This is a genomic window from Photobacterium sanguinicancri, from assembly GCF_002265265.1.
In the GTDB taxonomy this organism is placed as follows: Bacteria; Pseudomonadota; Gammaproteobacteria; order Enterobacterales; family Vibrionaceae; genus Photobacterium; species Photobacterium sanguinicancri.
Map to the genome: position 1 here is coordinate 1 of NZ_NOIF01000022.1, position 12,872 is coordinate 12,872.

The 12,872-nt window shown below is 43.3% G+C and carries 14 protein-coding genes; 13 read left to right on the forward strand and 1 reads right to left on the reverse strand.

Translation table 11 applies throughout. The features are described 5' to 3' along the window. Nucleotides 1-473: 473 nt before the first annotated feature. The 6 genes from ASV53_RS05605 (at nucleotide 474) to ptsP (ending at nucleotide 6,776) form a co-directional block, all read left to right on the forward strand. Nucleotides 474-845: a hypothetical protein gene (locus ASV53_RS05605; protein ID WP_094956379.1), complete on the forward strand. Its 372-nt coding sequence runs from the start codon at nucleotides 474-476 to the stop codon at nucleotides 843-845. Nucleotides 846-951: 106 nt separating this feature from the next. Next, nucleotides 952-1,638, forward strand: a complete 687-nt coding sequence (locus ASV53_RS05610) for a 2'-5' RNA ligase family protein (protein WP_094956380.1) — start codon at nucleotides 952-954, stop codon at nucleotides 1,636-1,638. Between the two features lie 25 nt (nucleotides 1,639-1,663). After that, on the forward strand, nucleotides 1,664-1,834 hold the full coding sequence (locus ASV53_RS25975) for a DUF6404 family protein (RefSeq protein WP_239928736.1): 171 nt from the start codon (nucleotides 1,664-1,666) through the stop codon (nucleotides 1,832-1,834). Nucleotides 1,835-2,583: 749 nt separating this feature from the next. After that, the gene (dhaK, locus tag ASV53_RS05615) at nucleotides 2,584-3,648 is read left to right on the forward strand and encodes a dihydroxyacetone kinase subunit DhaK (protein ID WP_094956381.1); all 1,065 of its coding nucleotides are present in this window, start codon (nucleotides 2,584-2,586) and stop codon (nucleotides 3,646-3,648) included. A 2-nt stretch (nucleotides 3,649-3,650) separates the two neighbouring features. Beyond that, a complete protein-coding gene (gene dhaL / locus ASV53_RS05620; protein ID WP_239928737.1) occupies nucleotides 3,651-4,292 on the forward strand; it encodes a dihydroxyacetone kinase subunit DhaL in 642 nt (213 codons plus the stop codon). Nucleotides 4,293-4,295: 3 nt separating this feature from the next. Continuing rightward, on the forward strand, nucleotides 4,296-6,776 hold the full coding sequence (gene ptsP, locus ASV53_RS05625; RefSeq protein WP_094956382.1) for a phosphoenolpyruvate--protein phosphotransferase: 2,481 nt from the start codon (nucleotides 4,296-4,298) through the stop codon (nucleotides 6,774-6,776). 106 nt (nucleotides 6,777-6,882) lie between these two features. Here ptsP and dhaR read toward each other — a convergent pair whose 3' ends face one another. Continuing rightward, nucleotides 6,883-8,814 (reverse strand): dihydroxyacetone kinase operon transcriptional regulator DhaR, encoded by a 1,932-nt coding sequence (gene dhaR / locus ASV53_RS05630; RefSeq protein ID WP_094956383.1) that lies wholly within the window; start codon nucleotides 8,812-8,814, stop codon nucleotides 6,883-6,885. A gap of 179 nt (nucleotides 8,815-8,993) precedes the next feature. Here dhaR and ASV53_RS05635 point away from each other — a divergent pair, with 179 nt between their 5' ends. The 7 genes from ASV53_RS05635 (at nucleotide 8,994) to ASV53_RS05660 (ending at nucleotide 12,840) form a co-directional block, all read left to right on the forward strand. Next, complete coding sequence (locus ASV53_RS05635) at nucleotides 8,994-9,644, forward strand: LysE family transporter (RefSeq protein ID WP_094956384.1); 651 nt, start codon at nucleotides 8,994-8,996, stop codon at nucleotides 9,642-9,644. Between the two features lie 249 nt (nucleotides 9,645-9,893). Continuing rightward, a complete protein-coding gene (locus ASV53_RS05640; protein WP_062689140.1) occupies nucleotides 9,894-10,226 on the forward strand; it encodes a zinc ribbon domain-containing protein YjdM in 333 nt (110 codons plus the stop codon). A gap of 50 nt (nucleotides 10,227-10,276) precedes the next feature. Continuing rightward, on the forward strand, nucleotides 10,277-10,933 hold the full coding sequence (locus ASV53_RS05645) for a DNA-methyltransferase (protein ID WP_094956385.1): 657 nt from the start codon (nucleotides 10,277-10,279) through the stop codon (nucleotides 10,931-10,933). A 97-nt stretch (nucleotides 10,934-11,030) separates the two neighbouring features. Then, nucleotides 11,031-11,195, forward strand: coding sequence for a hypothetical protein (locus ASV53_RS25400; RefSeq protein WP_189337831.1), 165 nt, complete (start codon nucleotides 11,031-11,033; stop codon nucleotides 11,193-11,195). 204 nt (nucleotides 11,196-11,399) lie between these two features. Beyond that, a complete protein-coding gene (locus ASV53_RS05650; RefSeq protein ID WP_094956386.1) occupies nucleotides 11,400-11,840 on the forward strand; it encodes a GNAT family N-acetyltransferase in 441 nt (146 codons plus the stop codon). A gap of 105 nt (nucleotides 11,841-11,945) precedes the next feature. Then, nucleotides 11,946-12,434 (forward strand): GNAT family N-acetyltransferase, encoded by a 489-nt coding sequence (locus ASV53_RS05655; RefSeq protein ID WP_094956387.1) that lies wholly within the window; start codon nucleotides 11,946-11,948, stop codon nucleotides 12,432-12,434. A 1-nt stretch (nucleotide 12,435) separates the two neighbouring features. After that, entirely contained in the window at nucleotides 12,436-12,840 is a 405-nt protein-coding gene (locus ASV53_RS05660) for an NUDIX hydrolase (RefSeq protein WP_094956388.1), read from the forward strand. Nucleotides 12,841-12,872 lie beyond the last annotated feature (32 nt).

Below are 12,872 nucleotides of genomic sequence, written 5' to 3' on the forward strand. Positions count from 1 at the left end.
TATGTGAGTTAAAATTATAACTGCGATAAACTTCTCATCTAGATGCAAATATGCAGTTGAAGGTTTAATTCCCCAGCTGTGTTTTTATCTGCATAACTCATAAGAGCCTTCGGGCTGATCCCCCACATAATTTACGCATGATAATTGTTTCTGCCTTGAGTAAGGCCTCCTCATTTAAACTATTTTCGATGTTACATAAATATTTGTAGTGAATCGCAGTCTAAGCAACGCGGACAATTTGCTGATTCATCGCAATACATCAATTCGTTATTCTTGAGTTACTGTCGATTAGATATATTCAAGAATTGAGTGAGGTTTGTGAATGGCTGCAATGCAAGAAAAAAACAATATGGCAATCCATATTGTTGAAAAGACTATGCCAATAGATCGATTGGTGATGATTATGTATAACTCGCCAAGTGAAATCGTCTATCTACAGGTGAAGTGCTATATGAATCATATGGTGTTAAATAATGTTAAATGATAATTATGATTTATTACCTGTAATATCGGCATTTTTGGTTTTTATAGGGTGCATTGGTATATTTATATGGGTTGCTATAGTTGTATACCTCAAAAATAAGTGGATGTTGTTGTTGGAAGATAATCTTGATAATGGTGTTCGATTTTATTCGTTAAATTTATTATTTTCCATGCAAGGTGTTCTGCATTACAGTACTGTTTTTCTGTGTAAATATCAGGCAAAAAGATACGGTATGGATAAAAAAATAAAAACTATTCCTTTAGGTGTTCAACGGAAGTTTATTTTTTCCTTTGCATTATTTATGTTTAGCTCTTTCCTTATGGGGTTGTCGGTATTTATTACTGAAGTTATACTTGTTTAAGTGTCTTATTTCCATTTAAATGTTTATGCACAATAGGTCGTCACTAGCATTGGCTCACACCGCAATGCTGCGTTATTTTGTGGCATAGTTGATTTTAGGGAAAATGATGATTCAAGCTATCTATGATGGAATGTGGGACAAATTCATTATTGCGTCTGACCGTAATGAATATGAGTTAGATAAACACCTTATAGATCTTGAGAGTGACACTCGAAGAGGCATCACAGCATTAACTTACCTAAAGCAGGGAAGTGGCTCTACGCTTGATGAAATTGTTAAGTTTCAAACAGCAGTACAAGAGATAGAGCCAAAGCAATATTATCACCCACTTGATGAGTTGCACCTTACTGTACTGTCGGTTATTTCATGTATCCCAGCGTTTGAACTAAATGAAATTAACACCAAGTCTTATGCTGATGTATTTCATTCAGTTCTTCGTTCTTCACCACCGATTGAAGTAAAGTATCAAGGTGTTACCGCGTCACCTAACTGTATCGTGGTTCAGGGGTTTCCTGTGAATGACGCCCTTGAAAAACTCAGAAATAACCTACGGACTCAATTGACTGATGCAGGCTTAAGGGTCACGTTCGACAGTCGTTATAAACTGGTTACAGCTCATAGTTCGATTGTTCGTTTCCGACTCCCCATCAGTGATGGACAATTGTTATTAGCCTTGTGCCAGCAATATCGAAACCACAAATTTGGCCGTATCGTGTTCACAGACTTCGAGTTAGTCTTTAATAATTGGTATCAGAATTTAGCAGTAACAAAATCTTTGGCGAGTCACTCGTAGATTAAGGTGTAAAACAGGAGGGCTTATGTGGCTGATTCTGTGGCAATTTCAAGAGTCATCGGTCTATCACCTATATGGCGCTCTATTCTTTGGTGTGACAACGGGGAGTCTTTTAGCTGTTAATGTCTTATTGACTAAAAAAAGATTAAAGATACATAGCTGGGAGCAATGGTTGAAAGACAATCATTTTGACTAAGTTCGTTTGTTGTTTCTTGTTTCTAAATTTTTATTCCGATCCTGATTTTTGCCTCCTGTTTTATCGAGAATTACTCGCCTGCCTTTCTGTTTTTATGCTTCGTGCTTAAGCTCCGTATTCAAGCCGTAGCGCAATCTAGCGGCTCTTCGATTTGTTTCGTTATGAAACGCGGTGGGGCTGCTTTATTACAATCGTGCGTGACTAAAATCTTATTTCTTGTTGAGCTTTTAATCTGTTTTTCCTCAGGTCTTTTTCTCTGTTCTGGTGCTCGGATCTTCTAAGCGGAATCGAACCTCGATCAAAGCTATGCGTGGTTGCTTTTTGCTAAAGATGTCACAAAATTTCTCTGTTTACTGGCTAGGAATGCTGAGTAAGAAGGATGCCAACCTTTGCTTTTTTGTGTTTAATTTCCTTTATTTCAATTGGTTATGATTATTTTGATGCTGGGTTAGTGAACTTTGGTGAACTGATCCTACTAATGAATTGACGATATAAATGCAAATGTTATTCGTATTGGGGCTGCGAGTGAAAATGGCGTGTGATTGATCACGAAGCGGCTAGCTTCTATTAATTTCGTTCCGTTATGAAACGTTTTTGTCTGATGGTTCATTTCATAATGAAACGGATAATTTTGCGTTGTCATGTAACTCATGACCTCTAGGATGGAATCACATCCCAGCGAATAAATACCTTGAAACTCGCTGCGAAAGGAATCAATCAACAATCCCATTTAACAAGAGTGCTAAGCCATGAAAAAGTTAATTAACCGTGTTGAAGATGTCGTGAAAGAGCAAATGGAAGGTCTTGTGCTTTCTCGTCCAGAGCTGAAAGTCAGTTATGAGCCACGCTATATGTGGCATGAACCTAAACAGCAACAAGTTGCTTTGGTTTCTGGTGGTGGTAGCGGTCACGAGCCTCTTCATGCGGGTTTCATTGGTGATGGTATGTTAACGGGCGCTTGTCCTGGTGAGGTGTTTACTTCGCCAACGCCAGATCAAATGTACGAATGTGGTCAGAAAGTCGATAGCGGTGAAGGTGTGCTGTTTGTGATTAAAAACTACACAGGTGACGTACTGAACTTTGAAACTGCCGTTGAGTTGTTACATGCCGATGGCGTGCGTGTTGGCGCTGTTCTAACAGATGATGATGTGGCGGTAAAAGACAGCTTGTATACCGCTGGTCGTCGTGGTGTTGCGGGTACTGTACTGGTAGAGAAAATGGTGGGTGCGGCAGCTGCACAAGGTTACGATTTAGATAAATGTGAAGTATTGGCGCGTCGTATTAATAATAACTGTCGTTCATTTGGTGTTGCTCTGAGTGCGTGCGTTGTGCCTGCTGCGGGTAAGCCATCATTTGTGCTGGAAGAAAATGAAATTGAGTTTGGGGTTGGCATCCACGGCGAACCGGGTATTGAGCGTCGTGCTTATGAAGATGCGAATACGCTGGTCGATCAAATGTTTGCAGAAATTATGGATAACGCGGGCTACAGCCGCACGCAGCGTATTTGGAATCGCGAAAGTGGTGATTGGGATGAAGTTGAAACTAAGATCAATGATTTCAATACAGACCAAGACTATATCGTATTGGTTAACGGTTTAGGCGCGACACCAGAATCTGAGCTTTACGGTGTGTACCGCCGTCTAGCGCAAAACTGTGAGCAGGCGGGTTTACGTATTGCGCGTAACCTTGTTGGTAACTACTGTACTTCGCTAAATATGGAAGGTATCTCAATTACCTTGTTGCAAGCAGATGAAGAGATGCTATCGCTTTATGATGCACCAGTGAACACAGCGGCGATGACCTGGGGTAAGTGATTATGGCTATGCAAATTGAGAAACAACATATCATTACTTGGCTGAATCTGTGCGCAGATACCTACGCCGAGAACCAAGACTTTTTAACGGATTTAGACCGAGACATCGGCGACGCCGACCATGGTCTGAACATGAACCGTGGTTTTACTAAAGTACGTGAAACGTTACCGAAAGTGGCAGAACAGAATATCGCGGCCATTTTGAAAAATACCGGTATGACGCTGCTATCAAGTATTGGCGGTGCGAGTGGCCCGCTATATGGCACGTTATTTATTCGCATGTCTGCTTCTGTGGGCGCCCGTGAAGTCTTGAGCTTTGAAGAGCTGGTAGACGATCTTAAAAGTGGTGTTGATGGTGTCGTTTCTCGTGGTAAAGCGGAGCTAGGCGACAAGACGATGTGTGATGTTTGGTTGCCAGTGTTACAGCATCTTAAAGCAGCGTTAGAGCAAGGCGCCAGTGGTGATCACTTGTTGGATGAGATGATCGAAATCGCTGAAAAAAGTACCGTTTCAACTATCGAAATGCGGGCTAAAAAAGGACGTGCGAGTTACTTAGGTGAGCGGAGTATTGGTCATCAAGATCCGGGGGCGACGTCATCTTTGTTAATGATCAAAGCGTTGAAACAAGCCATTACAGGGTGCTAAACCATGGTGGGTATTGTTGTAGTTTCGCACAGTATATTACTGGCGCAAGGCGTGGTCGAATTGGCCACGCAAATGACCCAAGGCAAGGCTAATATTGCGATTGCCGCAGGAGTCGATGACCCTGAAAATCCTATCGGTACTGACGCGATTGCGGTGATGGCCGCGATTGAGCAAGTCTGTGATGACGATGGGGTTGTGGTGCTAATGGATTTAGGGAGTGCCTTGCTAAGTACTGAAATGGCACTTGAGTTGCTTGATCCTGAGTTGGCCGATAAAGTCTCGCTGATTTCAGCGCCAATCGTTGAAGGCACTATGGCTGCATCGGTTGCGGCGGCTGCAGGTCTGCCGCGCGAAGCTGTTATCGCTGAAGCCAGCAGTGCGCTTGATGTAAAAAAAGCGCACCTTGGTGAAGCGACGAGTGTACAGCAAGATGATCAGCAAAATACGCAGCAAGATGACCAAAGCAGCGATGACAATTCACCATCAATCGCGTCGCAGATACCTGATGGCTTAACCCTCAGTTTTGAATGGCAGGTACAAAATCCGCATGGGCTTCATGCACGTCCTGCCGCGGCGATTGTCGGTGCACTCGCCAGTTTTGATGCAGACGTGGTGCTATTTAAAGGCGATCAGCAGGCAAACACCAAGAGCCTAAACAGCATCGCTAAATTGGGCGTACGTTGCGGCGAGGTGATCCGTTTACAAGCAAATGGCGCCATGGCACAACAAGCGATAGATGCATTTACTTTGCTCGCTAATGATCATTTTGGTGAAGCAGCGCAAGTCAGCAAAATGCTGGCGGGTGAGGGCTGCCTTGGCGACCAGGGCGAACAGGGCGAACAGGATGGAGAAAATCCTGAAGAACCGTTGGTACAGTGCCCAGAAAATGCGGCACCTGAAGGCGCGTTAGCGGGGATCCGTGTAAGTGATGGTGTCGCGATTGCACCTGCGGCGATTTTCAGTGCTGCGATGCCTGCAGTGCCGAAGCGTGAATTTGCGGGTGCATCAGCAGAAATAACGGCGTTGAATAATGCGATAGCGCAGGTTCAGCAAGATCTAACAACCGAAGCTGCAGGGCCACATGGCGCTATTTTTGAGGCGCATAGTTTAATGCTGGCTGATCCCGAAATCACCCGTGCTTTAGCGTTAATGATAGCTGAGAGTGTAATATCTGAGCAGGCATGGCTTGCGGTGATGGAAGGGCTAGCAGCGCAATATGCGGCCGCTGAAAGTCAGTACATGCGTGAACGTGAAGCAGATATTTGGGATATTACTCGTCGTGTCATGGTTGCGCTAACGGGTGACAAAGGCTCGGCGTTAACATTGACTGAACCTGTCGTTTTATTCGCCCGTGATCTGATGCCATCAGATGTGGCAAGTTTAGATAAATCTAAGGTATTGGCTATTTGTTTAAGCGAAGGTGGCAAAACCTCTCACAGTGCTATTTTGGCGCGCGCGATGGGGATCCCCGCCTTGGTGAAAACCAAAGGGTGTTTAGAACAAGTTCATGCAGGGGATCCAGTGATATTGGATGGATTCGCTGGGCATCTCTGGTTTGCACCTACAGCGGATATTGCACAGGCGTTGGAGTTAAAACGCCAGCAGTGGCGTGATGACATTGAAAACAGTGCGGCCAATGCGCAAGCGCCAGCAATAACCAAAGCGGGTCGTGCTATTAGCGTGTTAGCCAATATCGGTGGGCCTGACGATGTCGCGCAAGCCTTGGCGTGTGGCGCAGAAGGTGTAGGACTATTTCGTACCGAGTTCTTATTCCAGCAAAGTGATGCGTTGCCGAGTGAAGAAGAGCAGTATCAAGTCTATCGTGATATCGCCGCGGCCTTTGGTGATAAACCTGTCACAATTCGTAGCTTAGATGTGGGTGGTGATAAACCGTTAGTAGCGTATCCGATGCCAGCGGAAGAGAATCCGTTCTTGGGACAACGCGGCGTACGTTTATGCTTGGCACACCCTGAGTTGTTTGCAACTCAACTTCGGGCAATATTACGAGCGCATGCTGAGCAGCCAAATATTCAGTTAATGATCCCAATGATTGCGACTGTGGATGAAGTGCAGCAAGTGAAAGCACTGCTAGTTCAACAATGCGCGCAACTGGGGCTTAGCGATACAGGTTTGGCTGTTGGGATCATGATTGAAGTGCCAGCGGCAGTATTCAATGCTGATGCCTTAGCGAAAGAAGTGGATTTTTTCTCTATCGGCACCAACGATTTGACTCAATATGTGATGGCAGCGGATCGGGGTAATAGTGCGATTGCAGAGTTAGTCGATTACTTCCAACCAGCCGTGATCAGGGCGATTGCCCACACTTGTGAAGTTGCTAATAAAGCGGGGATCAGTGTGAGTATGTGTGGTGAAATGGCTGGGGATACCAAGGCAACAGAAGCGCTATTATCACTTGGTCTGAGTAAATTCAGTGCAAGTGCAGCATTGCTGCCAGCGTTAAAAGAGACGATACGTCTAAGCTAAGCTAAGCTTTAGTATTAGTGTAAGTTTTAGTCTTATTTCTAGTCTTAAGAAATGGCCGCCACTAGTCTGGCGGCTTTTTTGTGTTTGGCTTTTAACTGATTATGAATTAACGGAGTTTTTCACTCAAACCGTATTTATCGATTTTGCGCCACAGCGTAGTGCGACCAATAGCGAGTGCTTTTGCCATTTCAGACATCTTGCCATCATAGGTATCCCACGCTTGAATAATGGCTTTCTTCTCTAAGGCTTCAAGGGTCAACATGGGTGAATTGTGCTGAGGGTGTCCATCTGCGTTGTGCTTAATATGGTCGGGAATGTCTTTAAGCTGAATCCGATTGCTACTGCGGTTTAGCAGTAACCGCTCCATGCGGCTTTTTAATTCAGGATCGTTTCCCGGCCACGCAAACGCGAGCAATACATCCAATGCCACAGGATCGATCTGAATGTGTACTTGATGCCGTTTTTCGTAATCAGCCAAAAGGCGCTCAATATGTAAGGCGATGTCTTCTTTGCGATTACGTAACGGTGATAGCGTGAGTTCATTGTTAGATATCGCATAGTAGAGCTGACGGCCAAACGAGCCTTGTGCGACGTACGCACTAAGATCAGATGAGGTGCTGGTAATAAGTTGGAAGTTCACAGGGATTAAGCGTTGGCTATCGCTGCGGCTGACTAATCCGGTTTTTAGTAGCTTCAGTAATACCGATTGCAGCTCTTGATTTAAGTACTCCACCTTTTCAAGCAACAAAGTGCCACCGTGTGCTAACTCAAATTTAGATGGCAAACCGTTGTCGGCATCAAACCCCAGTATTTCTCGACTCATATTATCGCTGCTGAGTGTACGACAGTTAACGGTAATAAAGGGGCCAGCCTTGAATTCACACTCATTGTGAATGGCCATCGCCAGTGATGATTTCCCGACGCCTTCCTCACCATAGAGTAAAATAGGGGACTTGGACTTCACCGCGCGTTTCGCCACGGTAATTAAGTGTTTCATTTGTTTTGAACGTGCAGGCAAGGTGGCAAAGGTGTATTTAGCACTGCCGCCAATTTGTTGTTGGGCTAACTCGCGAATTTTGTGAACAGGGTGAATGAATAATAGGGTTGAGCCATCTTGTAACTGACTGACCGACAGAATCGCCTCGATAAACTCGCTGTTGACTTCAACGGTGGTCAGCTTGCGATAGGCGTTTTCATGCTGTTCGAAGTAGGTCAAAATATTGGGCGCAAAGCGAATAATATCAAAGATGTTTTTGTCTATTACATTCAGGGCGCTGATCTGAAAAAGCGTCTCTGCTTGCTGACTTACCATGGTGATGCGCTGGTTGGCATCCCAGGCTAATAGGCCATCATCCATGCATGCAACCGTCGCATTGTGCATACTGACTAGTCGATTCATATTCTCTTGTTCATACAGCAGTTGCAGCTGTAGTGAGATTTCTTTTGCGCAAGAGGCCACAATTACACTGTTTTCGCGGCGATATTGGTTGGCGGTTTTTACCAGTGCCATGGTGCCACGAAGTTTACCGAACGAATCAAAAATGGGTGCGGCACAGGCACCGTAGGGGTGCAGTGAACGATTGAAATGGTTAGCTGCAAATACTTCAGAAGGAAGGTGAGTGTCTATACATAAGCTAATAGCATTGGTGCCAATTTTGCCTTCCGAAAAAAAACAGCCTTGTACTATGCCCAAGGTCTCTAACTCATCGACTAAATCAGGGTGTCCGATTCGCTTTACCACACAGCCATTGTCGTCAGTAATGAGCAATACGATAGGCTCGTGATATAGCAGATCAAAGGTATCTTCAACAACAGTGGTAGCACATTGGATAAGGCTTTCATTACGCTTTATTAAAGAGTTGAGGGTAGAGCCAGATGCCACATGCGGTGGAGACCAATGTACAGCGCTGCACTGTTTAACGCAGCGTTGCCACGAAGCAAAGCATTGCGTTTGTGCAAATTCAGGTGAGACCCAATGGTGTTTATGGAAGAATTCCCAGCAATTTTGGCTGGAATCGATGCAATAAGCCGATGGCATGAAATATATACCAGCAAATAGTAATCGAGTATTTTATCGTGACGATGAACTGCGTAACGTGACCATACTCTCATATGTATTTATGGGATCTGCTGTAATAACGGTACTGTGTTTATTTATTCAACTTTCGCGGGATATTATGTAATAGTTGCATATTAATCAACAAGGAGGTTGTTTGTATGGATGCAAATTTGTTAGGTATTTTCGTCACGGTGGCGGTCGCTCATTTTTTAGCTCTGCTTAGTCCAGGGCCTGATTTTGTCATCGTTGTAAAAAGTGCCATTCGAAATAGCGGGAAAAATGCTTTAGGTGTGGCTTTGGGTATTGCGACTGCAAATGCCGTGTATATCGGCTTGTGTCTAATCGGTGTCGGGTCAATTTTAGCGGCTTCAGTGCCTATTATGATTACGCTTAAAGTCATCGGTGGTTTGTTTCTTATTTACCTTGCTGTACAAGCAATACGAGCGAGAAAGGGGGGGTATGAAAATATTGATGTTGCTGAGTCTCAAATATCCCACCAGACCACGTTTATTCGCGAGTTCAGCGCAGGCTTTATGTCTGGGGTACTAAACCCTAAAAATCTATTATTCTATTTGAGTCTTTTCACGGTAGTGCTAACTAACGAGGTAGGTTTTGCTTTTAAGTTAGGTTTAGGTATTTGGATGACATTGGTTGTGTTTATATGGGATGCCGCCATTATTTCTCTACTTTCGGCCCCAAAAGTCAGGGGGCAGTTTACGCGCATTGCATATTACATAGATAAGGTGACAGGCGTTATGTTGGGGCTCATTGGTTTTACGATCGTTAAATCGGCACTGATACGACAGTAAATAACCTTGTATTTGGATCTAAGCAATACACACCATTAAGATGATGTTGGGCACTCGGCGGTTTTGGTCTGACGTTGAGTGTGCTTTGTCAGTGCAGGGTGGGGATTCGTAAGTTGCGGGTGCTATAGTGCACGACAAATTTGAGGCTGATTTCCGTGATGTCGCTTTTATGTTCGTAGTCATAATGAATAGACTGAACACGATAAATCATTAAAATATAAGTAAATCAATTAATAGAAGTCCTCGCTAATGTCATTACCTCCTTGCCCTAATTGCAATTCTGAGTTTGTTTATCAAGATCAAAGTCATCTAGTTTGCCCTGAATGTGCTTATGAATGGAACCCAGTTGAAGAAGCTGAAAATCAATTTACGGTACATGACGTAAACGGAAATCAGCTGGAGCAAGGTGATAAAATTACATTGGTTAAAGACCTTAAAGTCAAAGGTAGTTCGCTGAACCTTAAAATAGGTACTAAAGGTGTAATAAAGCGAATTGTTGAAGGCAAGGATCATCAATTAGATTGCAAGCTTGATGGGGCTGGAGAAATATTGGTGACGGCAAAATACGTCAAGAAAGCGTAAGTCTATTAAGCTTGAACCCAAGCGCTTTAACAAAATAACATAGAGGTTCGATGCAAATTTATAAAGATGATGCTGTCAATTGGCTGTCCACGCTCGCAGATGAGAGCGTTGACCTTCTGATTACAGATCCACCCTATGAATCGTTAGAGAAACATAGAAAAATAGGAACGACCACTAGACTTAAAGTTAGTAAATCTTCTAGTAATCAGTGGTTTGGAATATTTCCAAATGAACGCTTTGAAAGTCTATTGGCTGAGATCTATCGCGTTTTAAGTAAAAATGCGCATTTATATTTATTCTGCGATCAAGAAACAATGTTCCTAATTAAGCCCATAGCAGAACAAGTAGGGTTCAAATTTTGGAAGCCAATTATATGGGACAAAGTTTGTATCGGTATGGGGTATCATTACAGAGCCCGTCACGAATATATTCTGTTCTTTGAAAAGGGTAAGCGAAAACTTAATGATTTAAGTATCCCTGATATATTGGAGCATAAGAGAGTTTACAGAGGTTACCCAACAGAAAAGCCTGTTGGTTTAATCGAAACCTTAATCTCTCAAAGCTCGACTCAAGGAGAGTTAGTTGTTGACCCATTTTTTGGTTCAGGGGCTACACTGCTTGCAGCCCAAAATTTAGGTAGACGTTATATGGGCTGCGATATTTCAGATTCTGCTCATGACCATTTCAAAGCGCGTGTCACACTTTAACGCGTCGTTCTGATTGCTCTATTATTTATCCTGACCTGACCTGACCTAGTTTGGTTTAGTCATTTGTATCCAATAGCCACTTTTCAGCGGCTATTGGATGCGGTTATCACTTTATGATTTTATGGCTAGTTCGACTGTTCCTTCTAATCTGCATCAGATTACGTTAGCGGATGCACTTTGGTTCTTACAGCATTCCTTTCCTGAACAAACAGCCGAGTTAATGCGTGTGGCAGATTACCAATGTCGTTGGCTAGCAAAATGAAACTCATAACGTGTTTAAGTGTTTAAGTCTAGGGCCCTAAAACTTAATATTTTATTTGAGGGCCATTCTGACCTTGTCGGTTTAACTAGGACAGCCGTTACCTATGAATCAGAAGGCCATATTATCAAGCTGATTCACCGCTTGGCTTGGGTTTGTTTGGTTTAGGCTGGGTAGGCGCTTTGTATTCGAAGGGAAATCGATAAAATGAACGTTGAATTACGAAATATAAATATAGATAACTTCTACGAGCTTTGTCTGCTTGAAGTCACACCGACTCAAGCCAACCATGTCGATAGTAATGCCGTTTCTTTGGCTGAAGCTAATTTTATGGAATTCCCTTGGTATCGGGGAATTTACGTAAACAATAAGCCTGTAGGTTTCATCCTCGTAAACGCAGACACAGTATCGGGTAAGTTTTCATTGTGGCGGCTAATGTTGGACAAATCTCAGCAGTCTAACGGCTATGGCCGTATGGCTATAACAATGTTAAGTGAAGCATTGCAGCAAGAGTTTGGTATTTCCAAACTCTACACAAGTGTTGTAACCGGAATCGAAAGCCCAATAAGTTTCTATTTAAATTGTGGGTTTGCTTCAACTGGGGGGTTGGTGGCGGGGAGAGAAATTGAGTTATGCTTATCTCTTTAGCTCGATACAAAGCTCCTCAATGACAATCACGTAAACTCAGATAATCAATGATCGGAAGGCATGCTAGCATGAGAGTTAGGGTGTTGACCGCGTAGAGAATTTATAATGAAAATAGTGAAAGTTGATAGCAGCAATCAGCAGGTATATGCGAACTTATACCAAGGCTATGCGGCAGAGTTTTCAAAAATTATCGGAGATAAGCCAGATGAAAATGGTTTGTTCGAAATCTATCCGAAGATCGGAAACCGCGTAGCAGGTTATTTATTATATATTGATGGTGTCCCTGCGGCTCTTACTGCAATAGAAGAAAAGTCATCTGATGAATTTGAAATTTGTGACTTTTATGTCGTGCCATATTTTCGGAAAAACAAAGTAGGTAAAATTTTTATCTCTCGTCTTTTTGAACGCCTAAAGGGTGCTTGGGAAATCAAGCAAGTTGCAGGTGCTGATCATGCGGTGAAATTTTGGCGTGATGTGGTGAGTGACTATACATCGGGCAATTATGTTGAGGATGAGTACCTTGATGATAAGTGGGGTTTAGTTACTCGGCAGTGCTTTAATCATCCATCAGCTAGGTTAGGAAGTAATAACTAAAATGAAAAAAATAATTGATAAGTTGGCTTGGGTATATATTCGTGATGGTAAGTTGTTAACGGTGAGGTCGAAAGGCAAAGCGTTGTTCTATTTACCGGGTGGAAAGCGGGAGCAAGGTGAAAGTGATGAGCAAGCATTGGTTCGAGAAATCAATGAAGAGATCTCTGTCGATTTAGTCTCTGACACCATTAAGTATGTTGATACCTTTACTGCGCAAGCTGATGGTAAAGACGACGGCGTGTTAGTGCAGCTGACCTGTTATACCGCGGACTATTCTGGCAAGTTGAGTCCAGATGCCGAAATTGAAGAACTGAAATTTGTAGATGCTAACGATGAGGCAATATGTTCACTTGCCACTAAAGTCGCGATGGATTGGTTAGTGTCTCGTTCACTGATTTCTGAATGAGTGTAAGTCACAAGAACAAGTGGTTGAAGCGA

Bases quoted from the DNA above. Each gene is read 5' to 3' on its own strand.
- ASV53_RS05645 (WP_094956385.1), top strand. From the start codon at position 10,277: ATGCAAATTTATAAAGATGATGCTGTCAATTGGCTGTCCACGCTCGCA.
- ASV53_RS05650 (WP_094956386.1), top strand. From the start codon at position 11,400: ATGAACGTTGAATTACGAAATATAAATATAGATAACTTCTACGAGCTT.
- ASV53_RS05655 (WP_094956387.1), top strand. From the start codon at position 11,946: ATGAAAATAGTGAAAGTTGATAGCAGCAATCAGCAGGTATATGCGAAC.
- dhaL (WP_239928737.1), top strand. From the start codon at position 3,651: ATGGCTATGCAAATTGAGAAACAACATATCATTACTTGGCTGAATCTG.
- ASV53_RS05610 (WP_094956380.1), top strand. From the start codon at position 952: ATGATTCAAGCTATCTATGATGGAATGTGGGACAAATTCATTATTGCG.
- ASV53_RS25400 (WP_189337831.1), top strand. From the start codon at position 11,031: ATGCGGTTATCACTTTATGATTTTATGGCTAGTTCGACTGTTCCTTCT.
- ASV53_RS05605 (WP_094956379.1), top strand. From the start codon at position 474: ATGTTAAATGATAATTATGATTTATTACCTGTAATATCGGCATTTTTG.
- dhaR (WP_094956383.1), bottom strand. From the start codon at position 8,814: ATGCCATCGGCTTATTGCATCGATTCCAGCCAAAATTGCTGGGAATTC.
- ptsP (WP_094956382.1), top strand. From the start codon at position 4,296: ATGGTGGGTATTGTTGTAGTTTCGCACAGTATATTACTGGCGCAAGGC.
- ASV53_RS05635 (WP_094956384.1), top strand. From the start codon at position 8,994: ATGGATGCAAATTTGTTAGGTATTTTCGTCACGGTGGCGGTCGCTCAT.
- dhaK (WP_094956381.1), top strand. From the start codon at position 2,584: ATGAAAAAGTTAATTAACCGTGTTGAAGATGTCGTGAAAGAGCAAATG.
- ASV53_RS25975 (WP_239928736.1), top strand. From the start codon at position 1,664: ATGTGGCTGATTCTGTGGCAATTTCAAGAGTCATCGGTCTATCACCTA.
- ASV53_RS05640 (WP_062689140.1), top strand. From the start codon at position 9,894: ATGTCATTACCTCCTTGCCCTAATTGCAATTCTGAGTTTGTTTATCAA.
- ASV53_RS05660 (WP_094956388.1), top strand. From the start codon at position 12,436: ATGAAAAAAATAATTGATAAGTTGGCTTGGGTATATATTCGTGATGGT.